Annotated in this window: 19 protein-coding genes; 13 read left to right on the forward strand and 6 right to left on the reverse strand. The window is 72.9% G+C overall.

Features of this window, described 5'->3' with window-relative positions:
- Positions 1-43: 43 nt before the first annotated feature.
- Complete coding sequence (locus ACIBQX_RS00190; RefSeq protein ID WP_396999142.1) at positions 44-721, reverse strand: response regulator transcription factor; 678 nt, start codon at positions 719-721, stop codon at positions 44-46.
- A complete protein-coding gene (locus ACIBQX_RS00195; RefSeq protein WP_396999143.1) occupies positions 718-1,854 on the reverse strand; it encodes a sensor histidine kinase in 1,137 nt (378 codons plus the stop codon). The genes ACIBQX_RS00190 and ACIBQX_RS00195 overlap by 4 nt, the downstream gene beginning before the upstream one ends.
- Before the next feature lie 107 nt (positions 1,855-1,961).
- On the opposite strand from ACIBQX_RS00195, the gene ACIBQX_RS00200 reads away from it, so the two are divergent.
- From ACIBQX_RS00200 to ACIBQX_RS00215, 4 genes are all read left to right on the forward strand, one after another.
- Positions 1,962-2,879, forward strand: coding sequence for an ATP-binding cassette domain-containing protein (locus ACIBQX_RS00200; protein ID WP_396999144.1), 918 nt, complete (start codon positions 1,962-1,964; stop codon positions 2,877-2,879).
- Positions 2,876-4,387, forward strand: coding sequence for a hypothetical protein (locus ACIBQX_RS00205; RefSeq protein ID WP_396999145.1), 1,512 nt, complete (start codon positions 2,876-2,878; stop codon positions 4,385-4,387). The genes ACIBQX_RS00200 and ACIBQX_RS00205 overlap by 4 nt, the downstream gene beginning before the upstream one ends.
- On the forward strand, positions 4,384-5,139 hold the full coding sequence (locus tag ACIBQX_RS00210; protein ID WP_396999146.1) for an ABC transporter permease: 756 nt from the start codon (positions 4,384-4,386) through the stop codon (positions 5,137-5,139). Before ACIBQX_RS00205 ends, ACIBQX_RS00210 begins: the two co-directional genes overlap by 4 nt.
- A gap of 232 nt (positions 5,140-5,371) precedes the next feature.
- Positions 5,372-5,686: a hypothetical protein gene (locus tag ACIBQX_RS00215; RefSeq protein WP_396999147.1), complete on the forward strand. Its 315-nt coding sequence runs from the start codon at positions 5,372-5,374 to the stop codon at positions 5,684-5,686.
- Positions 5,687-5,765: 79 nt separating this feature from the next.
- Here ACIBQX_RS00215 and ACIBQX_RS00220 read toward each other — a convergent pair whose 3' ends face one another.
- Complete coding sequence (locus ACIBQX_RS00220) at positions 5,766-6,917, reverse strand: TetR family transcriptional regulator (RefSeq protein WP_396999148.1); 1,152 nt, start codon at positions 6,915-6,917, stop codon at positions 5,766-5,768.
- A gap of 235 nt (positions 6,918-7,152) precedes the next feature.
- Here ACIBQX_RS00220 and ACIBQX_RS00225 point away from each other — a divergent pair, with 235 nt between their 5' ends.
- Complete coding sequence (locus ACIBQX_RS00225; RefSeq protein WP_396999149.1) at positions 7,153-7,878, forward strand: DUF2249 domain-containing protein; 726 nt, start codon at positions 7,153-7,155, stop codon at positions 7,876-7,878.
- Between the two features lie 4 nt (positions 7,879-7,882).
- Here ACIBQX_RS00225 and ACIBQX_RS00230 read toward each other — a convergent pair whose 3' ends face one another.
- Complete coding sequence (locus tag ACIBQX_RS00230) at positions 7,883-8,320, reverse strand: DUF4149 domain-containing protein (RefSeq protein WP_396999150.1); 438 nt, start codon at positions 8,318-8,320, stop codon at positions 7,883-7,885.
- Entirely contained in the window at positions 8,317-12,087 is a 3,771-nt protein-coding gene (locus ACIBQX_RS00235; RefSeq protein WP_396999151.1) for a multicopper oxidase domain-containing protein, read from the reverse strand. The genes ACIBQX_RS00230 and ACIBQX_RS00235 overlap by 4 nt, the downstream gene beginning before the upstream one ends.
- 345 nt (positions 12,088-12,432) lie before the next feature.
- Between ACIBQX_RS00235 and ACIBQX_RS00240 the strand changes: the two genes are divergently transcribed.
- Positions 12,433-12,855, forward strand: a complete 423-nt coding sequence (locus ACIBQX_RS00240) for a pyridoxamine 5'-phosphate oxidase family protein (RefSeq protein WP_396999152.1) — start codon at positions 12,433-12,435, stop codon at positions 12,853-12,855.
- A 96-nt stretch (positions 12,856-12,951) separates the two neighbouring features.
- Here the strand turns inward: ACIBQX_RS00240 and ACIBQX_RS00245 are convergent, their stop codons facing one another.
- Positions 12,952-14,217, reverse strand: a complete 1,266-nt coding sequence (locus tag ACIBQX_RS00245) for an MFS transporter (protein ID WP_396999153.1) — start codon at positions 14,215-14,217, stop codon at positions 12,952-12,954.
- Positions 14,218-14,485: 268 nt separating this feature from the next.
- Between ACIBQX_RS00245 and ACIBQX_RS00250 the strand changes: the two genes are divergently transcribed.
- From ACIBQX_RS00250 to ACIBQX_RS00280, 7 genes are all read left to right on the forward strand, one after another.
- A complete protein-coding gene (locus ACIBQX_RS00250) occupies positions 14,486-15,286 on the forward strand; it encodes an IclR family transcriptional regulator C-terminal domain-containing protein (RefSeq protein ID WP_396999154.1) in 801 nt (266 codons plus the stop codon).
- Positions 15,287-15,372: 86 nt separating this feature from the next.
- Positions 15,373-16,563: a CaiB/BaiF CoA transferase family protein gene (locus tag ACIBQX_RS00255; protein WP_396999155.1), complete on the forward strand. Its 1,191-nt coding sequence runs from the start codon at positions 15,373-15,375 to the stop codon at positions 16,561-16,563.
- Positions 16,560-17,366 carry a citryl-CoA lyase gene (locus tag ACIBQX_RS00260; protein WP_396999156.1) on the forward strand — a complete coding sequence of 269 codons (807 nt, stop codon included), beginning with the start codon at positions 16,560-16,562 and terminating at the stop codon, positions 17,364-17,366. The genes ACIBQX_RS00255 and ACIBQX_RS00260 overlap by 4 nt, the downstream gene beginning before the upstream one ends.
- A gap of 24 nt (positions 17,367-17,390) precedes the next feature.
- Entirely contained in the window at positions 17,391-18,254 is an 864-nt protein-coding gene (locus ACIBQX_RS00265; protein WP_396999157.1) for an extradiol ring-cleavage dioxygenase, read from the forward strand.
- A complete protein-coding gene (locus ACIBQX_RS00270; RefSeq protein ID WP_396999158.1) occupies positions 18,251-18,613 on the forward strand; it encodes a hypothetical protein in 363 nt (120 codons plus the stop codon). The genes ACIBQX_RS00265 and ACIBQX_RS00270 overlap by 4 nt, the downstream gene beginning before the upstream one ends.
- Entirely contained in the window at positions 18,610-19,596 is a 987-nt protein-coding gene (locus tag ACIBQX_RS00275; protein ID WP_396999159.1) for a zinc-binding alcohol dehydrogenase family protein, read from the forward strand. The genes ACIBQX_RS00270 and ACIBQX_RS00275 overlap by 4 nt, the downstream gene beginning before the upstream one ends.
- Positions 19,597-19,764: 168 nt before the next feature.
- Positions 19,765-21,228, forward strand: coding sequence for an amidohydrolase family protein (locus ACIBQX_RS00280; RefSeq protein ID WP_396999160.1), 1,464 nt, complete (start codon positions 19,765-19,767; stop codon positions 21,226-21,228).
- The last annotated feature ends 63 nt before the right edge of the window (positions 21,229-21,291 follow it).

The raw sequence follows: 21,291 nt of genomic DNA on the forward strand, positions 1-21,291 counted from the left end.
TATTCAGTATGCCTTGTTCAAGAGGATCTTCGAAGGGAGGCGGTCAGGCGGAGCCGTCGAGCGCGTCGGCGATGCGGTAGCCGACGCCGGGGGTGGTGGTGATGACGCGGGGATCGCCGAGTTTGCGGCGTAGCCGGCTGATGGTGACGGTGACCGTGTTGGTGAGCGGGTCGGCGTGCTCGTCCCAGACCTGTTCGAGGAGGTCCTCGGCGCTCAGGAAGGCGGGGGTGGCGAGCAGGAGGGCTTCCAGGAGGGCGAACTCCTTGACCGACAGGTCCAGGTGACGGCCGTCGCGGGTGGCGACGCGTCGTACGGGATCGAGCTCGACGCCGGCCGCGCGCAGGACGCGCGCGCGGGCGGCGGGCCGGCGGCGGGCCAGCGCGCGGACGCGCAGCACGAGCTCGGGGAAGTGGAACGGTTTGGCGAGGTAGTCGTCGGCGCCCAGGGCCAGGCCGCTGACCCGGTCACCGGGGGCGCCGGCGGCGGTCAGCATCAGGACCATCGCCCGCTGGTCGTGCTCGGTGATCATCTGGCAGAGGGTGTCGCCGTGGATGCCCGGCAGGTCCCGGTCGAGGACGATCACGTCGTAGGGGTTGAGGTCGAGCTTGGCCGCCGCCTCCAGGCCGTCGTGCGCCACGTCCACGGCCATCCCCTGGTCACGCAGCCCTTCGGCCAGCACGGCGGCCAGCGCCCGCGCGTCCTCCGCCACCAGCACCCTCATGCCCGGACCTCCGAAGGCGGCAGGGTGACGGTGGCTCGGAGGCCGCCCTCCGGCCGGGCGTGCAGGTCCAGGGCGCCGCCGTGGGCGGTGGCGATGGCGGCGACGATCGACAGGCCCAGGCCGGAGCCGGTGTCGGAACCGGTCCGGTCCGCCGCGAGCCGTTGGAACGGCTCGGCCAGCCGCGCCACCTGCGCCTGGTCGAGCACGCGCCCGCCGGTCTCCACGACGAGCGTCGCGCCGGAGGTGACGGTGACCCTGATCCAGCCGTGCTCGTGGTTGTGCACGATGGCGTTGTCGATCACGTTGCCGACCATCCGGGACAGCAGCGTCGTGCTCCCGCGTGTCCAGGCATCGTCAGGGTCGCCGCCGTTCACTGTGAGGTTCTTGGCGGCGAGGTCGGCGGCCCTGGCGTCCAGGGCCGCCGACACCAGGCGGCCGAGCGAGACCTCCTGCCGGTCGACGAGGGCGCCGTGCTGGGCGCGGGCGAGCGTGAGGAAGCCGTCCAGGAGCCGGTCGACCTGGTCGAGCTCGGTGCGCAACCGGTCGGCCAGGTCCAGAATCTGTACGGGGACGGGGCCGGGCTTGGCGACGGCCACGTCCAGGGACGCCCGCATGGTGGCCAGCGGGGTGCGCAGTTCATGGGAGGCGTCGGCGACGAACCGGCGTTGCGCGGCGAAGGCGCCCTCCAGCCGTCCGAGCAGGTCGTCGATGGTGTCGGCGAGGTCCTTCACCTCATCGGCGGGGCCCGGCACCGCCAGCCGCTCGTGCAGGTTGTCGGCGGAGATCCGGCGGGTGGCCGTGGTGATCGTCCGCAACGGGAGCAGCACCCGGCCCGCGATGAGATGGCCCAGCACGGGTGACAGCACGGCCACGACGGCGAGGGCGACCGCCGAGCCGATCAGGGTCTGGCGTGACTGGGCCTCCCGCGCCTCCGACAGCTGGGCGATGAGCTCCTGCGCGGCGGCGAGCGTGGGCCCGCCCGGGGCGTTCCCGACGGGCGCGGTCTCGCTGACCCGTGTCCCGCTCAGGCCGATGAGATCGCTGATGACCAGCAGCCCGACGGCGGACGCGAGGATCACGCCCGCGTACATGACGGTGAAACGCCACCGTACGGTGGCCGGGCGTCGCGGCATCGGTCTCCCCCAAGAGTGCAGGAGTCCAGGATGCCGTGCCGGACCTAACAGCGGTGTGACAGCCTCCGTTCGGCCCGCGTAAGGGGCATACGCGTACAACCGACCCCATGCGAGCAACCATCGAAGTGTCCGGGCTGCGCAAGCGGTTCGGCCCCGCCCTGGCGCTGGACGGCATGTCCTTCACCGTCCGGCCGGGGCAGGTCACCGGGTTCGTCGGGCCCAACGGCGCGGGCAAGTCCACCACCATGCGGGTGATCCTCGGCCTGGACGCCGCCGACGAGGGGCACGCCCTGGTCGGCGGGAGGCCGTACACCGGCCTGCGCACGCCCCTGCGCCACGTCGGCGCGCTGCTGGACGCCGCGGCGCTGCAGCCGAGCCGCACCGCGCGCGACCACCTGCTGTGGCTGGCCCACTCCCAGCGACTGCCCGTCAGGCGGGTGGACGAGGTGATCGAGCAGGTCGGGCTGACCTCGGTGGCCCGCCGCAGGGCGGGCGGCTTCTCGCTCGGCATGCGGCAACGGCTGGGGATCGCCGCGGCGCTGCTCGGCGACCCGCCGGTGCTGATGCTGGACGAGCCGGTCAACGGGCTCGACCCGGAGGGCGTCGTGTGGATCCGCGGTCTCCTGCGCTCGCTGGCGGCGGAGGGCCGCGCCGTGCTGGTCTCCAGTCACCTGATGAGCGAGCTGCAGGACACGGCGGACCATCTGGTGGTGATCGGGCGTGGCCGGGTCATCGCCGACACGAGCGTGGCCGAACTGATCGCCGCCACCTCCGGCGGAAGGATCACGCTCCGCACGACGGCGCCGGAGCGCGCGAGGCCGGCGCTGGCCCACGCCGGCGGCGCCGTGTCCGTCACCGCGGCGGACACGCTCGTCGTCTCGGGGCTGCCGGCCGAGCGCGTCGTGGCCCTGCTCAACGCGGGTGGGGTGCCGTTCTCCGAGGTGGCCGCCCAGCGCGCGACGCTGGAGGAGGCGTACCTGGAGCTCACCAGGGACGCCGCCGAGTTCCGTGGGGCGAGGCCATGACGGTGCGCGCCGAGTGGACCAAGTTCAGGACGGTACGCGGCTGGGTGATCGCCATCGGCGCGGCGGCGCTGGTCATCGTGCTGCTCGGCCTGTCGTCCGCCTCGGGGAGTCACGCGTCGTGCGGCGCCGGTCCCGTCGAGAGCGCCTGTCCCGCGGCTCCCGTGGGGCCGGGCGGCGAAGCCGTGGACGACAAGTTCTTCTTCGTGCACCGGTCACTGGCCGGGAACGGGAGCATCACCGCCCGCCTGACCTCCATGTCCGGCCAGATTCGCAAGCCCGACGTCACCCCCGGCGTCCGGAACGTCGTGGCGGGACTCGTACCGTGGGCGAAGGCCGGAGTCATGGTCAAGGAGAGTACGAAGCAGGGGTCGGCGTACGCGGCGGTGCTGGTCACCGGGGCACACGGGACGCGGATGCAGCACGACTTCACCCACGACGTGGCCGGTCGTCCGGGCGGCGTGTCGCCGGACTCGCCGCGCTGGCTGCGGCTGACCCGCTCCGGCGACACCCTCGCCGGGTACGAGTCCGCCGACGGCGCGAGCTGGGCCGAGGTCGGCACCGCCCGGCTGACCGGGCTCCCGGCCACGGTCGAGATCGGGCTCTTCGCCGCCTCTCCCGGCGATCTGACGGTGACGCAAGGGGATCTCGGCGGGTCCGTCTCGGCGTCGCGCTTCACCGAGGCCACCGGTGTCTTCGACCGGGTCACCCTGGAGGGCGAGACGTCCGGCGCGTGGCGCGATGACGACATCGGCGCCACGAAGGGGCCCGACGGCTCGTTCCACCATCCGGGCCGGGCCGGCCGGTCCGGCGGCACGTTCAGCGTCACCGGGGTGGGCGACATCGCGCCGTCCATCGAGGGGCAGACCGTCGAGCGCACGCTCACAGGGGTGCTGATCGGGCTGATCGTGGTGATCGTGGTCGCGGTCATGTTCATCACCGCCGAGTACCGGCGCGGGCTCATCCGCACCACGCTGCTCGCCGTCCCCGATCGCGGCCGGATGCTGGTGGCCAAGGCCGTCACGATCGCCGGGGCCACCTTCGCCGCCGGGCTCGCCGCCACCTCGATCACCCTCACGATCGGCACCCGGATCCTGCGCGCCAACGGCAACCAGATCCTTCCGGTGTCCCCGCTCACCGAGGCACGGGTGATCGTCGGCACGGCGGCCCTCCTCGCCGTCTCCGCGGTGCTCGCGCTCGCCCTCGGCACGCTGTTCCGGCGCGCCGTCGGCGCGGTCATCGCGGCCGTGCTGCTGATCGTCGTCCCGTACGTCCTCGCGACCACCTCCGTGCTGCCCGACACCGCGGCGCACTGGCTGCTGCGGGTCACTCCGGCCGCGGGCTTCGCGATCCAGCAGAGCATCCCGGAGTACGCCCACGTACTCGGGCACTACGCGCCGATCGCCGGGTTCTACCCGCTGGCGCCGTGGGCCGGATTCGCCGTGCTGTGCGGCTACGCGGCGTCGGCGCTCGCCCTGGCCGTCGTCCGGTTGCGCGGGCGGGACGCATGAGACGGCATCTGCATGCGGAATGGACGAAACTCCGCACCCTGCCGGGCACCGGCCCGCTCCTGCTCGCGCTGGTCGCGGTGACCGTCACCGTGAGCGTCGTGGCGGCCGCCGTGGTGTCCTGCGCCCCGGCCGGCTGCGGCCACGATCCCGCCAGGATCAGCCTCTTCGGGATCCAGGCGGGCCAGGCGGTCGTCGCCGTCCTGGCCGTGACGGCGATCAGCGGCGAGTTCGGCACCGGCATGATCCGCACCACCCTGGCGGCGATGCCGCACCGGATGGCCGTCCTGGCCGCGAAGGCCGTCCTCCTGGCCGGGCTGACGCTGGCGGCGGGCGGCGTCGCCGTGCTCGGGTCCGCGCTCGCCGGGCCGCGCGTCCTGCTCGGCAACGGCTTCCCCCCGCCGGCCTACGACGGGCCGATGGTGCGCGCCGCCTTCGGCTCGGTCCTCTACCTCGCGCTCGTCGCCCTGCTCAGCCTGGGGGTGGCCACCGCCGTACGGGACTCGGCGGCGGCCATCGGCGTCGTCCTCGGCCTGCTCTACCTCTTCCCCGCCGTCATCCTCATGATCCCCGACCCGGACCTCGCCGAGCTGCTGTGGCAGATCTCGCCGACGACCGCCGGGCTGTCCATCCAGGCGACCACCCAGCTGTCCGCTCTCCCCCTCGCTCCCTGGGCCGGCCTGGGCGTCCTGGCCGCCTGGGCCGCCGCGGCGCTCCTGACCGGCGGGCTGCTGCTTCGGGCACGCGACGCGTGACCCCGCCCGACGGTCGTCCGCGCCACGGCTCAGCGACACGTACGACCCGTCGTAGGTGTAGATGCCGGTCGCCGCGATGACGTCGAGGTCCACCAGCGCGTCGGCCGGCGCGACGCGGTCGCGCTCTCACAGAGCCGCGCCGGCCGCTGGATCGAACCTTTCGGCTCCGGGCGGTATCGAATGTGGTGACCAACGCTTTCTTCTGTGGAGTCGGCCGAGCCGGAGGCTGTTCGTGGACTACTTCGTCATCGCGATGATCGCGGCGAGTGCCGTATTCGCCGGGGGCGTCGCCTCCGTGGTCACACGTCGTGATCTACGGGGTGGAGGCAGAGCGGCGGTCTCTCTGGCCTGCGCTCTCCTGGTGGGCGCCACCTGCCTGTTCATCCCCTATCTTCCCGTGGCCGCCTTCTTGGGGGTCGTGGTGGTCTATCTGCTGGTGCGGCGGCTGTTCTCGGCCGGGTTCGCGCTCGTCGCCTCGGGGGTCCTTCTTCTCGGCGGCTGCTCGTTCTCCGTGCTGCTCATGATGGCCGCCCTGGAAAGGATGTGAGGTCGAGGCGGCCTACGACCGCATGGCTCCTGGCGGTGCGGATGGCCGGAGGCCCGTGCGCGGGGACAGGTCTCCCGTCTCAGTCCTCCGCGGTCGCCGCCGCGTAGGCGGCGCCCCGGCCCCGGGCGCGGGCGACGATCTCGCCCGCCCGGACGCGCACCGCGGCCTCGGTGGTGTCGTCGGCGTCCGGGAGTCCGGCGGCCGAGGCGATGGCGGAGCCGTCATCGAGGACGAGGTGAGGGCCCTGCCAGGCGTCCGGCGCGAGCACGCCGCGCAGGCACCCGATGAGGTCGCCGACCCTGAGCCGGATGAGCCGCCCGGTCTCGGCGGGGTCACTCGTGACCACGGCCACGGTGATCCGGTCGCCCGGACGGGCCGCACGGACGGCCTCCTCGGCGGCCTCCAGCCGGTCCGCGCCGAGGACCGCGACCACGCCGTCGGCGTCGAGGCCGACCTGGCGGCCGGTGATCTCATCCCGCGACGACGCGGGCGGCCGCCAGGGCTCCTCGACCACGTCCGCCAAGGGGACGAACGGCAGGTACGGCGGATCCCAGGTGTCGGCGAGGTCGAGGCCCGCCAGGTGCTCGCAGGCGCGTGCCACGTCGAAGGGGTCGCCGAAGCCGGGCGCGGTGTCGGCGAGGTGGCCGGCTCCGTCCAGCAGGGTGAGGACCAGCTCGGCCAGCCGCACCCGGCGGCCCGCACGCGGCGCGACTGCTTCCAGCGTGAGCGCGAGCAGCAGCGCCTCCAGCTTGGCGGCCTGCGCCAGCGTGGTGCGGCCCGGATCGTCGTCGAACACCCCGGCCAGCGAGCGCAGGCGCAGCTTGCCGCCGGCGGAGGTGTCACCGATCATCGGCAGCCGTTCGAGCCGGGCGCGGGCGAACCGGCTCAGCGCCTCGGCCAGGCCGGCCTCGGCCGGCCTGTCCGCGCCACCGGCCACGCCGCCAGCCGGACCGCCGGTCGGGGCGCCGGTCGGGGCGGCGGTCGGGGCGGCGGTCGGGGCGCCGCCCTCGGCCGGGCCCGCGGGCTCGATCGAGTCGACCAGGACCGCCAGGTAGAGCGCGCGCTTGCTCGGGAAGTTGGAGTAGACAGCGCCACGGGTCAGCTCGGCCCGCTCCGCGATCCGGTCGACCTTCGCGTCGGTGTAGCCACGCTCGGCGAACTCCTGTCCCGCCGCGGCCAGCACCGCCGCGCGGGTGCGTTCCTGCTGCTGCGCCCGGGTCAACCTCACCATCGCGCCCCCTTCACTCCCTCAGTACGATACTCACAACACTCCGATGCCGCGACCATCTCAATGCTTCGCCAGAAGAGATACGCCAGAGGAGAACGGCCCTGATATTCGGGCCCATGGTCCCGCCGGGGAAGTGACCTGCAGCCGATGACGCCGCCCGCGCGGCGGGCCTAGCGTTTTCCTCGTCCCGTTCCCCGCTCCCTCATGACGATCTCGCCGTACAGACAGGAAGTGCCTCGTGACCGCACAGGACGCCACGCTGGCGACGATCCGCGCCCATCACGACCGGCTCGGCCGGACCATGTCCGACCACGCGCTCACCATCGGCCGCTCGATCGACCGGCTGACCTCGCCGGCGCCCCGGCGGGAGGTGCTGGCCGCCTTCTGCACCGAGGAGGTGCTGCCGCACGCGATGGCGGAGGAGGAGACGCTCTACCGCGTCGCCGGTGACCTGCCGCGCACCCGGCTGCTGGTCCAGGCCATGCACGGCGAGCATCTCACCCTGCGCGAGCTGACCGGCGACCTCGCCGCCGCCGGCACCCAGGGCGAGATCATCGGCCTGGCCGCCGCCCTGAACGCCGTCTTCCAGTCACACCTGGTCAAGGAGAACGAGATCCTGCTGCCGGCGCTGATCGACGCCGGGGTCGATCTCGCGGCCCTCCTCGACGGGATGCACGAGGTTCTCGGCGCGGCCGGCGGCGGCGACCACCAGGCGATCCAGCGGCCGGCGGCGGCCGGCCCGGCCCCCGAGCTCGACGTGTGCGCGCTCCCTCCGGCCCAGCGCCACGAGCGGATCTTCGCCACCTTCCACGGCCTGACCGAGGGGACGGCGTTCGTGCTCGTCAACGACCACGATCCCAAGCCGCTCCACTACCAGTTCGCCGCCGAGCACCCCGGCGAGTTCACCTGGGACTACGCCGAGTCCGGCCCGGAGCTGTGGCGGGTCCGGATCGGGCGTCCCTGACGGCTCAGGTCGCCGGTAGGGCGGTGGCCAGCAGGATGATGCCGATCGAGCCGATCAGGGAGGCCACCGCCAGGGCACGGGCCGAGCGCCGGTGTCCTGCGCCGTTGGCCCAGCCGTGCAGTCCCGCCGCGACCATGACCGCGCAGAACAGCCCCAGCTTGGCGGCCAGGATCCGCCCGTAGCCGGGCTCGGCCAGCGACGCCCAGGTGACGCCCTTGTGCCAGGCGATGGCCACGCCGGTGGCAAGCTGCACGGGCAGGAACACGACACCGGTGATCATCCCGAACCGGCGGCCGATCGCGGTCAGCATCCGGCCGCGCCGCTCGTCGTCCAACTGGCGGCGGGCCAGCGGCAGCACCACCAGGGAGACCGTGAGCTGCCCGCCGACCCACAGCGCCGCCGACAGCACGTGCAGGAACCTCACCACCGACCACCAGGTCACCGGGCACCCACCCTGAACAGGCCGTGCGCGCCGCCCTCAGCCTGGCGCATCGTGTGGTCCACCACCGGGTACGTGCCCGGCTCGGGGAAGACCAGCTCGGCGAAACCGCCCTGAGCCGGGGCCAGATCCAGCACCTGGGCGCCGCCAGGATCACTCTCACGCAACAGGTACGCACCTTCTCTGTAGATCGTGTCGAACGGCGCCCCCACCACGTGCAGCGCCGTACCGGAGCTGGGGCCGGCCGCCACGGCCCAGATCCGCACCCGCTCGCCGGCCTTCGCCGTCAGGGGCGCGTGGTCGTACCCGGCGGCGGTGCCGTTGAACATCCAGCCGTCCGGGCGGCCCTCACGGATCTTGGCCACCTGGGCGGCACTGCCCGGCTCGCCGAGGTGGAGCTCACCCTGCACCAGAAGGTACTCCCGGTCGACCTTCGGCAGGCCGGGCGGGTCGATGATCACCGCGCCGTACATGCCGTTCGCGATGTGCTGCGTCATCGGCATGGTGGAGCAGTGGTAGAGCCACGCTCCGGCGAACTCCGCCCGGAAGCGGTAGGTGAGCCGCTCCCCCGGCGCGATGCTCCGCATCACGCCGTCGGGCGCGTTCGCCCCGGCGTGGAAGTCGATGCCGTGGTCCATGCTGCCGCCGTTCACGAAGGTGACCGTGAAGACGTCGCCGACGCGGCCGCGCAGCACCGGCCCGGGGACGGTGCCGTTGTACGTCCACACGCGCTGCCGCACGCCGGGCGCGACCTCGCGCACGACCTTGTCGTCCACGCGGAGCTCGACCTCGTGCTCCGTCCCGCCGGGCGCGGGTCCGAGTGCCGCGTCGTACGGGGTCCAGCCCGGTGACATGGGCGCGGACAGGTCGAGGGGGTCACCGAAAGCACTGTGCCCGTTGTGCCTGGCGTCAGCGGGCAGGGCCGGGGCCCCTGCCGGGACGACGCGCATGGTCATGCCCGCGGCGCGGTGCCCGGCGACGGTGCACCAGCCGTCCACGGCCTCGCCCAGCGGCCGCAGGGTCAGCGTGGCGCTCTGCCCGATCCCCAGCATGGGGGTGCGTTCGCCGGTGGCCAGCCGCAGGTCGTGCCGCTGGGCGTCGGTGTTGGTGACGCGCAGCGTCAGGACGGTGCCGGGAGCGGCCTCGATCACCGACGGCCGGATGCTCATCCCGGACAGCGTCACCTCGACCGTCCGGGCGCCGGTGGCGGTGACCTGCGTCCGTGGGCCGGCCCCGCCGGTCGTCGCCACCACGACCGCCGCCGCCGTCAGCAGGCAGCCGGCCGCCACCCCGGCCATCGCGGGCCAGGCCCGCCCGCGCCCCTCGCGGTCGCGGGCGGGCCGATCCTCGACTGCGCGCGCCCTCGTCAGCGCGAGCACGGCCAGCATGACGAACGCGGCGCCGGCGGCCAGCACCAGCGCCCAGCCCAGCAGCCTGAGCGGCGCGGGCACCGGCAGCGCCAGCAGCGGGACTCCGAGGTTGAGCGCCGCCAGCCGGGCCACCCAGCCGCGCTCCAGCAGCGCCGCGTTCTCCTTGAACCTGGCTGGGCCGCCGCCCAGCACCGCGGGCAGCAGGTGCAGCAGCGAGCCGAGCAGCACCTGGGCGACGAACCCGGCCAGCACGAGCGGCAGCAGCGGCGCCAGCGCGGCGGCCACCTCCCCCGCCGGGCGAGTGGCCAGGATCACCAGGTCGGCGACGATCGCCACCTCGAACCAGACGACGGAGGCCCCCAGCATCCAGGCCGCCCCGGTGTGCGGGCGGCGCCGGCGGGCCGCGTCGGCCAGCGGCACCAGCGCGGTCAGCGTGCCTGCCGCGTACGCGGCCAGCCCGGCGAGCGCGACCCACCGCCAGCCGGTCACCAGCCCGGCGACGGCCACGGCCAGGCCCGCCGCCGCCGGCGGCAACCCGGCCCGTGACGCCCGGCGGGTCCGCTCCGACATGCGGGTGCGCAGGACCGTCGGCCACAGGGTGAACAGCGTGCCCAGCACGGTCAGGCCGATCCAGCCGAGCAGGTTCACCTGGGCGTGCGCGGCGTGCAGGCGTTCGTACGTCTCACCGTGGACCACGTGCGCCGCCAGCAGCCCGCCGAGGACGCCGCCGGCGGCAAGCGCCCCGGCCGCGCAGACGTACCAGCCGATGACGTGACCGAATCTGCCCGGCAGTGCGTGCCGTACCAGCGAGATCAGGGCGTGGGCGTGCCACAGCACGACGGCCACCGCCACGCCCGCCCCGGCCGCGGCCAGGTGCCAGGGTCCGGCCGCGACGCCGTACAGGATCGCCACCGTCGCGGCGTTCAGCAGCGCGAGCCGCGTCAGGCTCCAGCGCTGGTCGGGCGTGCGCGCCCGCAGGAGCGCCACGGTGAAATGCTCGCTCCAGACGAGGACGGCGGTGGAGACGGCGCCCAGCAGGAACACGTGGACGAGCAGCCAGCGGGGCGCCGGCAGCGCCTCCCCGGCGAGCGCCACCGCGACGGTCAGGCCCAGCCAGCCGAGCACGATCGCGTTCGCCCGCAGGTGCCATGACGCGCGCGGGCGCGGCGGCGTGATCGGTCGCGGGCCCTTCTGTATGCGTACCTCGGCGGGGTTCACCGCGGGTACCTTCCTCTCGTGACCGGCGCGCGAGCGCGCCACCGCGACCGCGCATCCGGCGAACAAGAGCAGAGCGAGGACGGCCAGCACGCCGCCCAGCGTGCGCACCGGGCCCAGCGCGGTCAGGTCGCCGGCGACGCGGGCGGCGACCGCCACGTGCAGCAGCGCCAGCGGCGCGTACAGCACCGGCCGGTACGGCAGCCGCACGCGGAGCAGCGCGGGCAGGATCACCGGGGCGTGGCCGAAGACCATCGACATCACGAAGCCGAGGAACAGCGCGTGCAGGGCCGCGTCGTAGAGATAGCCGCCGGTCGTCAGGCCCGTGGCCGCCCACAGCGCGCCGGCCGTCGCCAGCCAGCCGTAGCCCGCCAGCAGGCAGACGGCCGCGTACCGGGGCAGCCCGGAGCCGCCGACCGTCCGGCGGGCCACGTCGTGCCAGGCCAGCCAGGCGGCCACCGCGAGCATCCCGGCCCCCGCCGTCCGCGCGCCCGCGCCGGGGTTCGCGAGGGAGACCACCGCTCCCGCGCCGAGCAGCGCGGCCGCGCCCATCAGCCCGCCCCGGACGCCGGCCCGCAGGAACACGACGTGCGCCAGCTCCAGCCGCTCGGCGGCGATGGTCAGCACGTGGAAGGCGGCGAACCAGACGATCAGCTCCGGGATCGGCCGTCCGGCCAGCCAGAGCAGACCGCCGGCGAACCAGGCCAGTCCCCCGGCCAGCTGCAGGGCGGTCTCGCGGCTCAGCCGCCGCCCCAGCAGCGCCACGTACGCGCCCACCAGCCAGCCGCCGGCGGCGGTGAGCGCCAACCGGCCGAGCGGCTCGACGCCGGCGGCCAGCGCGACGGCGCCCAGCCCGGACAGGGCGGGGGCGAGATGGGCCCAGCGGCTGCGCAGCGCCACCGCGCGTTCCAGTGCGATCAGCGTGCCCAGGAAGCCCAGCGCCATCAGCGGCCCGTGCTGCTCGGTGAACGCCACCGGCGCGGGCACCTGGGCGATCAGCGGCGCCAGGCCCCCGGACAGGCCCGCGAGCAGCGCGACGGCGGCCCCGGCCAGCATCGGGAGCCTGCCGACGGCCAGACGCGCGCGTTCCGGGCCGGACGCCGGCACGGCGGGGCCGGCGGGGCCGGCGGGCGGGTGGGGACTGTGGGGATCGCGGTGGCGCGCTGACGCGGGTGGTGTGGACACGGCCGGATGTGCTCTCCGCGGGCGGTCAGGTAGAGGGGACGTGCCCCACGCTAGGGCCGGACCCCGTCTCGGCGACCGGGCCGAAGGTCACCTTCACCGGGACTAAAGTCCTTTCCCGCACCGGCCGGCGGGTGCCGGTGAGATCCGGGCCGCGACACGCGCGGTGCACGCAGGCCGCCCTGCCGGTGCCGGCCGGTGACGAGCCGGCCAGGCCGGTGACATGGGCCGGCAGCGCCGCCGCGCAGCCGGACGGAAGCCCGTCCCTGCTCGTGAGCGGCTCCTCACGGGTGGAAGAGATGACTTAGGTCCCTGTCACGGACGGACGCGCGACGGGAGGATGGCCGGGTGATATCCAGCACGGCGGGCACGCGAGACCTCAGGGACCTGCCCGAGGCGGAGGCGCTGCGGCGTCTGGCCAGCGTGCCGCTGGGCCGGATCGTCTTCACCCGCCAGGCGCTTCCGGCGGTGCGACCGGTGAATCACATCGTCGTCGACGGCCAGGTGATCATCCGCTCCGACCTGGGCACCATCCTCAGCGCCGAGGTGGCGCCGGCCGGGGCGGTGGTGGCCTTCGAGGCCGACGAGCTCGACGCGGCCGAGCGGCTGGGCTGGAGCGTGATCATCACCGGCATGGCGTGCCTGGTCACCGACCCGCGGGAGATCGAGCGGTTCAAGGCCCGCCTGAGCCCCTGGGTGGCCGGGACCATGGACCAGGTGATCCGCATCCGCCCGGAGATCGTCACCGGCTTCGAGCTGGTGCCGGCCTAGCGGGACGGCTCATCCGGCCGCCTCCCGCAGGCCCGCGAGACGTCCGGTGGACCATCTCCGGCGTCGTCGGCGGACATGGTCCCGGAACAGCGGTCCCTACTGCGCGGCTTGTCTCGGGAGCACCATCTTGGACGTCTGCATGAGGGCGACCGCGGCGATGCCGACGATGGGCAGGATGGTCAGCTGCCACAGCCCCGCGCCGTCCCAGCCGAGCAGTCCGACCAGCCGGGCGAACAGCAGCCCGGAGAAGGCGGCCGCGACGTAGTAGAAGAGGATGAACAGCCCGGCGCCGCGTCCGACGTGCTGAGGACGTACGGCCCGCTGCATCGCGGTGGCGCAGTTGGTGAAGAGGAATCCGCTGCCGAAGGTGCCGACCAGGAAGGACAGCACGTACTGGGCCGAGGGGGTGGTGGCGACCTGGTACATGAAGTAGGTGCTGACGGCGGTCGCGGCGAGGGAGAAGGCGAGCAGGCGCGGCTGGTTCATCCTGTCGCCCAGCCAGCCGGCGGGCAGGGCCATCATCGCGCCGAAGCCGAAGAACGACACGGCCAGCGCGGCGTCCTCAGGGGTGAAGCCGAGCGACTCGCGGAGGAAGGTCGGGTACAGCCCGAGGTAGCCGTAGACGACCAGGCCGGACACGGCGGACACGATGCCCACGCCGAGGGTGTTGCGGTTGTACGGCGAGGCGGGCACGTGGTCGTAGGAGACGGCGGCGGATTCGGTGCCGCCACCGGTGACGGCCTCGGTCAGCTTGCGCGACACGAAGAGGGCGGTCAGCAGGCAGAGCACCAGCCCGGCCGAGGCGAACAGGAAGAAGGGGGCGCGCCAGGTGCCGAAGCCGGTGGCGATGTCCGTGCCGACGAGGGGGCCGAGGAAGACGCCCGCGCCGAAGGCGACGCCGATCACGCCGGCGGCGACCGAGCGGCGGTGGAAGAAGAACGCGCCGACGACCGCGTACAGGGCGGTGGCCTGGACGCCCTCGCCCACGCCGGACAGGAGCCGGTAGACGCTCATGTCGGCGATGCCCACCGACAGTGGGATGGCGAGCGTGCCGAGGGAGTAGACCAGGACGCTGACCATGATGATGCTCTTGCGGGAGAGCCGGTCGGCCAGATAGCCGGTCGGCAGTCCGGCCAGCGCCAGCCCCAGCGTGAAGCCCGTCGCCAGCCACCCCGACTCCGCCAGGGTGAACCCCAGCTCCTTCGAGATGTCGGGCAGCAGGGGGTAGAACAGCTGCCGGTCCATGGCGTTGAGCATGTACGTGGCGCAAAGGACGGCGAAGCCGACGGCGATGGACACCTTGGTCAACTGGTCGGACCGAGCGGTGCTCTGATCGGGTGGTTGTTGAGCGGTGCTGCTCATGTGCTGCTCCAATCGGAGGGTGGATCGCGCGCAAGGCCGCTGGTGGCGCTGGTTCGGGACGGGGGTTCCGGACGTTCGTCCGCATCACGGTCGCTCACGGGTGGCCCTAGAATGATGTGATGAATGACACCTGTCAAGAGGGTGCGTTCACCGGGACCGCTACAGCTTTGCGGTCCGGGTGTCCGAGTCGCGGACAGCTCGGGACTCATCCCTTAGAGTCGGCTGCACACAGCCGTACCGGAAATACTCCTAAGGAGTAGTGATCGCCGTGGCCCGTCGAAGCAGCGACCCTGACTTCATCGAAGCGCTCGCCAGGGGCCTTGACGTGATCCGGGCATTTCGCCCCAACCGTCCAGTGATGACGCTGTCCGAGGTCGCCACCGAAGCCGGCCTGGCCCGGCCCACGGCGCGGCGCATCCTGCTCACCCTGGAGGAGCTCGGCTACGCCCGGGCCGACGAGAACGGGTTCGCGCTCACGCCGCGGATCATGGAGCTCGGGGTGGCCTACGTCCGGTCGACAGGGCTGTGGGAGATCGCCCGGCCGCACATGGAGTGGCTGGTCGCGCGCACGCACCAATCCTCCTCGATCGCCCAGCTGGACGGCTCCGACATCGTGTACGTGGCCCGCGTCGCGGTGCCCAAGATCGTGACGCTGCGGGTCGACATCGGCACCAGGTTCCCGGCCGCGGCCACCTCGCTGGGCAAGGTCCTGCTGGCCGCGCTGCCCCCCGCCCAGCTGGCGTCGGTGCTGGCGGAGCCGGGGCGCTCCGGCGTGCAGCCGAGCGCGAGCCCCTGCGAGGAGGAGCTGGAGGCGGCGCTGCGCGAGGTGCGGGCCAAGGGCTGGGCGCTGACCGACCAGCAGCTCGCGCCCGCGATCCGGTCGGTGGCCGCGCCGCTGCGCGACGGGTCCGGCCGGGTCATCGCGGCCCTCAACGTCAACGCCCACGCCGCCGAGACCTCGCTGCTGACCTTGGTCGACGAGTACCTTCCGCTGCTGCTGCAGGCCGCCGGCGAGATCAGCGCCGACTGGGCGCGGCACGAGTCGGTGCCGTACGTCACGGCGGGTTGACCCCCTTGACAGAAGAAAGCGGGACCTCCGAGACTGGGCTCCAGCGGACAATCGTCCGCTTGACGGACGGAGAGGTTCTGAGCGGAATGACCAAGCTGACCGACGAGCGCCAACGACCCGCCGGGCCACTGGCCGGTCTGCTCGTGGCCGACTTCTCCCGCATCCTGGCCGGGCCGTACTGCACGATGCTGCTCGCCGACCTCGGCGCCGAGGTGATCAAGGTGGAGTCGCCCGGCGGCGACGACACCCGGACCTGGATGCCGCCCACCCGCGACGGGGTGTCGACCTACTACCTCGCCATCAACCGCAACAAGCGCTCGATCGCCCTGGACCTGCGCGATGACGGCGACCTCGCCGCCGCACGGGAGCTGGCCGCGCGGGCCGACGTGGTGGTGGAGAACTTCAAGCCCGGCGGGCTGCGCCGCTTCGGCCTGGACTACGACAGCGTCAGCGAGGCCAATCCGGCCGTCGTGTACGCCTCGATCAGCGGGTTCGGCGCCGGCAAGGGGGCCGCGATCCCCGGCTACGACCTGATGGTGCAGGCCATCTCGGGGCTGATGAGCCTGACCGGCGATCCCGAGGGCCCGCCCTACCGCGCCGGCATCTCGGTGTTCGACGTGATGACCGGGTTGCACGCCACGATCGGCATCCTCGCCGCGCTCCGGCACCGCGAGGCCTCCGGCGACGGCCAGCACGTCGAGGTCAACCTGCTGTCCTCGGCGCTGTCCGGGATGGTCAACCACGGCAGCGCCTACGTGGCCGGCGGCGAGGTGCCGTTCCGGATGGGCAACGCCCACCCCAGCCTGTTCCCGTACGAACCGCTGCCCACCGCTGACGGCGAGCTCATCATCACCGCCGGCAACGACGGCCAGTTCGCCAAGCTGTGCCAGGCGCTCGGCCTGCCCGAGCTGGTGGACGACCCCCGCTTCGCGCGCACCGAGGACCGCACCGCCAACCGGGAGGAGCTGCGGCCGTTGCTGGTGGAACGGTTGCGGACCCGGCCCAAGATGGAGTGGTTCCGCGAGCTGACCGCCGCCGGCGTGCCGGCCGGGCCGATCAACACCGTCGACGGCGGCGTGGCCTTCGCCGAGGAGGTCGGCCTCGACCCGGTCGTCTCCGTCGGCGAGGGCGACCAGGCCATCCCCTCGGTCCGCAACCCCATCGGCTTCTCCGCCACCCCCGCTCGCTACGACCTGCCGCCGCCCTCGCTCGACGAGCACGGCGCGGAGATCCGCAAGTGGCTCGCGAGCCCCGACCCGACCAGGAGCGTCACGTGACCGACGGCGACACCACGCCCGGCTTCCCCACCTCGATCGGCACGTCCGACGCGAGCACGATCCGGCTGCTCGGCCACGACCTGTCCAACGACCTGATCGGCAAGGTCGGCTTCGGCGAGCTGGCCTTCTGGCTCGTCGCGCAGCGCCGCCCGACGCCGTCGCAGGTGCGGGTGTTCGAGGCGGTCCTGGTGGCGCTGGCCGACCACGGCTTCACCCCCACGGCCCTCGCCGCCCGGCTCACCTACCTGAGCGCGCCCGAATCCCTGCAGGGCGCGATCGCCGCCGGGCTCCTCGGCGGCGGCTCGCGCTTCCTCGGCGTCACCGAGGACTGCGGCCGCTTCCTCGCCGACACCCTCGCCGGCCACCAGGGCGAGCCGCCCCGCACCGACGAGGAGTGGGACGCGCTCGCGCTGACCGCCGTGACCGAGGCCCGCGCCGCCAAGCGGTTCGTGCCCGGCCTGGGCCACCCGGTGCACAAGAGCGCCGACCCGCGCACCGCCGTGCTCCTCGGCATCGCCGAGGAGGAGGGCCTGCGCGGACCCCATCTGCGGCTGTTCGAGGCCATCGGCCGGGTCCATCCGCAGGTGCTGGGCCGCACGCTGCCGCTCAACGGCGCCGGCGTGTGCGGCGCCGCGCTCGCCGACCTCGGCCTGCCGGTCGAGCTGCTGCGCGGCTTCGCGCTGCTCGCGCGCACCGCCGGTCTGCTCGGCCACATCGCCGAAGAACGCACCCGGCCGATCGGGATGGACGTCTATCTGACGGTCGACCGTAACGCCACGTACGTCAGCCCCGAATCCGAATAGTCACCGACCCCCCAAGGAGCCGCCATGGCCACCGTCACCGCGGTCATCGCGTCGACGCACCATCCGTTCTACTACCGGGCGAGCACCTCCCAGGGTGAGGACCGGCCTCCGTTCGCCGACGAATGGGTGCGCAAGGTGGAGGCGTTCCGCGAAACGCTGACCAGGGCCGACCCTGACGTGCTGGTCATGGTCGGATCCGACCACTTCCACCAGCTGTGGCTGGACAACATGCCGCAGTTCCTGGTCGGCAAGGCGCCGTTCTACGACGCGAACTGGTACAACGAGGAGCGCGAGTTCGGCCTGCCCCGGATGCGGATGCGCGGGCAGGAGGACCTGTCCTCGCACATCCTGCGCGGCGGCCTGGACTCCGGCTTCGACCTGGCCTTCAGCAACGAGCTGCGCATCGATCACAGCGTGACCTGCCCGATCATCACGCTGCGCCCGCAGAACGACCTGCCGATCGTGCCCATCTACACCAACATCTTCGCGCCGCCGCTGCCGCAGCCGAAGCGGTTCGTGCAGCTCGGCAAGGCCATCCGGGAGCTCGTCGAGTCCTGGCCGTCGGACCTGCGGGTCGCCGTCATCGGCACCGGTCACCTGTCGCTCGAGCTCGGCGGGCCGCGCCAGTTCGGGCCGCACGGCCCCGATCCGGAGTTCGACGCCAGGGCCGTGGAGTGGATCGCGCAGGGCGACATCGAGGGCTGCCTGTCGGAGGTCACCCTGGACAGCCTGCACAGCCCCGGCAACGCCACCCATGGATTCATGGACTTCATGCTCATGATGGGCGTCGCCGGAGAGGGCCGGAAGGCCGACTACGTCGACACCCTCGACCTGTTCCACACCATGGAGGCCTACTTCACCTGGTACCCGAAGGGAGCGCCCGCATGAGCAAGTATCTGCTCAACAAGTTCCTCTACACCGTGGACCGCGACCCCGAGCTGGTCGAGCGCTATCGCGAGCAGCCGGTGGAGACCGTCGCCTGGTGGGAGCGCGAGCGCGCCAACGTGATCCTCAACGTGCCGGAGGCCGAGGCCAGCACCTGGCTGGCGTTCACCGACCAGGAGCGGGAGGCGCTGCGCACCCATGATTACAGCACGCTGTTCGAGCTGGGCGCCCACCCCTTCCTGACCCTGACGCTGTTCATCGCCATGTTCGAGCGCGACCATGCCGAGCCGCTCGGGTTCCAGCTCGAGTACGCGGCCCGGCTCGCGCACTTCTCCATGCCGTATCCGGACATCGCCACATGATGCGGGCCGCGACCATCCGCGCGTGCGGCCTGCCGCCCGCCATCACCACGCGTGAGGCTCCGGAGCAGCCGGACGGCACCGCGCTCGTCGGCGTGACCGCGGCCCCGATCACCCCGCTCGACGTGCTCTGCGCCACCGGCGCCTCCTACTTCGGCACGCCGGCCCTGCCGTACGTACCGGGTGTGCAGGGGGTTGGCGTCGTCGAGCGGGCCGGCACGATCCCCAGCGGCACCGCGGTCTGGTTCAGCACCACGGCGGGGATGCGGCCGGGCGACGGCAGCATGGCCGACTACTGCGTGGTGCCGGAGGCCGACCTCGTGCCGCTGCCCGGCGACGTCGAGGCGCCGCTGGTGGCGGCGCTCGGCCTGTCGGCGATCGCCGCCTGGATGGCGCTGACCTGGCGCGGCGAGTTGCGCGCCGGTGAGCAGGTCGTCATTCTCGGCGCCGGAGGCGTCGTCGGGCAGGTCGCCGTCCAGACGGCCCGCCTGCACGGCGCGCGGCGGGTGATCGCCGCCTGCCGTTCGGGCGCGGGCCGGCGACGCGCGTCCGAGCTGGGCGCCGACGCCGTGGTGGACCTCTCGGGCGCCGACGACGTCGACACGCTGGCCGTACGCCTGCTCGACGCCTGTGACGGCCCGGTGGACCTGGTGCTCGACACGTTGTTCGGCCTGCCGGCGGCCGCGGCCCTGCGCACGTTGCGGCCGCACGGACGCCTGGTCAATCTCGGCAGCTCGGCCGGCGAGACCGCGCCGTTCGACTCCGCGACCCTGCGCAGCCGCTCGCTGCGGCTGCTCGGCTACACCAACAACGAGCTCACCGCCGAGCAGAGACGCGACGCTCTGGTGGCGGTCGTCGAGCACGCGGCGGCCGGGAAGATGAGCGTCCCGTACGACACCGTGCCGCTGACGGACGTCGCCACGGCATGGGAGCGGCAGGCCTCGGGGCAGGCTTCGCACCGGAGCGTGCTCACCACGGCGCAGTAATTCGGACATGCGTCCGTTTCTTGGGTCAACTCCCCTTTTACCTGCCCAGGGACTCATGGCGGAGATGTTGACACAGGGACGAAATGCATTCATCGTTACAGCAACATTTCACCTGTCCGCTATGCGGCGACTTGTCCGTCACTCCGGTGATGAGAGAACTGGGACATCATGAGCGAGACGACCACCTCTGATACCTCCGATCGCCCCGTGGTCTTCCGTGGCGGGACCGTACTCACCATGGACGACCGGCACACCGTCCTGCGCGACGCCGACGTCCTGGTGATCGGCGAACGCATCGAGGCCGTCGGCCCCCAGCTGGACGTCCCGGCGGAGACCCTCGAGATCGACGCCCGTGGCGGCATCGTCATGCCCGGCATGATCGATACCCACCGGCACCTGTGGCAGACGGCCATGCGCGGCTACGGCGCCGACTGGACGCTCACCCAGTATTTCGTGTGGTACTACCTGGAGTCGGGCAAGTTCTTCCGGCCGGAGGACATCTACGCCGGCAACCTGCTGGGAGCCATCGAGGCCCTGGACGCCGGCGTGACCACCACGGTCGACTGGTCCCACGGGCTGCAGACGGTGGACCACGCCGACGCCGCGGTCGACGCCCTGGAGGCGGTCCCGGGCCGGTTCGTGCTCGGCTACGGCAACATCCAGCAGGGGCCGTGGGACTGGTCCGCCAAGCCGGAGTTCCGAGACTTCGTCACCCGGCGCATCGACGGCCGCGGGGACATGCTCGGCTTCCAGATGGCCTTCGACGTGACCGGTGACCCGGAGTTCCCCGAGCGCGCCGCCTTCGAGGTGGCCCGCGACCTCGACGTGCCGGTGAGCACGCACGCCGGCGTCTGGGGCGCCACCAACGACGACGGCATCCGTCTCATGCACGAGAACGGGTTCATGACCCCGTCGACCATCTACGTGCACGCCGCCACGCTCAGCCCCGACTCCTACAACCGGATCGCCGCCACCGGCGGCTCGGTCTCGGTGTCCACCGAGAGCGAGCAGAGCGCCGGCCAGGGCTACCCTCCCACCTGGCGGCTGCGTCAGCATGACATCCCGGTCTCGCTGTCCATGGACACCAGCGCCTGGTGGAGCGGCGACCTGTTCTCCGCCATGCGCACCACGCTCGGCGCCGACCGCTCCCGCGAGCATCTGGAGGCCCACGCCCACCAGGAGACCGTCACCCACTGCACCCTGCGCGCCGAGAACGTGGTCGACTGGGCCACCCGGGGCGGCAGCAAGGCGCTCGGGCTGGACAGCGCCGTCGGCAGCCTCGAACCCGGCAAGAAGGCCGACGTCGTCCTGATCAAGAACGACCGCTCGCCGGTGATGTTCCCGATCTTCAACCCGTACGGCCACGTGGCGCTGCAGGCGCAGCGCGGCGACGTGCACACGGTTCTGGTCAACGGGCGCATCGTCAAGCGCGACCACCGGCTCGTCGGCATCGACCTCGACCGGGCCCGGCAGGTCGTCGGGCAGACCGTCGACTACCTGAAGGCCGAGCTCGGCGAGGAGGCGTGGGAGAAGGGCATGAACCCCGACGTCCCGCAGGTCGAGGTCCTCGACAACCCGTACACCTACACCGACTACGGAACGTCGGCGACGCACAGCAACAGCGCCGAGTAGGACCACCCCGATGCGGGCCCGTGCAGGCGCGAGCCGCCCGCCGCGGGCCTCCGCTCGCAGGGC

This window comes from Nonomuraea sp. NPDC049714, from assembly GCF_044465295.1.
Lineage (GTDB): Bacteria > Actinomycetota > Actinomycetes > Streptosporangiales > Streptosporangiaceae > Nonomuraea.

Excerpts from the sequence above, each read along its gene's own strand:
- ACIBQX_RS00190 (WP_396999142.1), bottom strand. The coding sequence starts at position 721 with ATGAGGGTGCTGGTGGCGGAGGACGCGCGGGCGCTGGCCGCCGTGCTG.
- ACIBQX_RS00195 (WP_396999143.1), bottom strand. The coding sequence starts at position 1,854 with ATGCCGCGACGCCCGGCCACCGTACGGTGGCGTTTCACCGTCATGTAC.
- ACIBQX_RS00200 (WP_396999144.1), top strand. The coding sequence starts at position 1,962 with ATGCGAGCAACCATCGAAGTGTCCGGGCTGCGCAAGCGGTTCGGCCCC.
- ACIBQX_RS00205 (WP_396999145.1), top strand. The coding sequence starts at position 2,876 with ATGACGGTGCGCGCCGAGTGGACCAAGTTCAGGACGGTACGCGGCTGG.
- ACIBQX_RS00210 (WP_396999146.1), top strand. The coding sequence starts at position 4,384 with ATGAGACGGCATCTGCATGCGGAATGGACGAAACTCCGCACCCTGCCG.
- ACIBQX_RS00220 (WP_396999148.1), bottom strand. The coding sequence starts at position 6,917 with ATGGTGAGGTTGACCCGGGCGCAGCAGCAGGAACGCACCCGCGCGGCG.
- ACIBQX_RS00245 (WP_396999153.1), bottom strand. The coding sequence starts at position 14,217 with ATGAGCAGCACCGCTCAACAACCACCCGATCAGAGCACCGCTCGGTCC.
- ACIBQX_RS00255 (WP_396999155.1), top strand. The coding sequence starts at position 15,373 with ATGACCAAGCTGACCGACGAGCGCCAACGACCCGCCGGGCCACTGGCC.
- ACIBQX_RS00265 (WP_396999157.1), top strand. The coding sequence starts at position 17,391 with ATGGCCACCGTCACCGCGGTCATCGCGTCGACGCACCATCCGTTCTAC.
- ACIBQX_RS00270 (WP_396999158.1), top strand. The coding sequence starts at position 18,251 with ATGAGCAAGTATCTGCTCAACAAGTTCCTCTACACCGTGGACCGCGAC.
- ACIBQX_RS00275 (WP_396999159.1), top strand. The coding sequence starts at position 18,610 with ATGATGCGGGCCGCGACCATCCGCGCGTGCGGCCTGCCGCCCGCCATC.
- ACIBQX_RS00280 (WP_396999160.1), top strand. The coding sequence starts at position 19,765 with ATGAGCGAGACGACCACCTCTGATACCTCCGATCGCCCCGTGGTCTTC.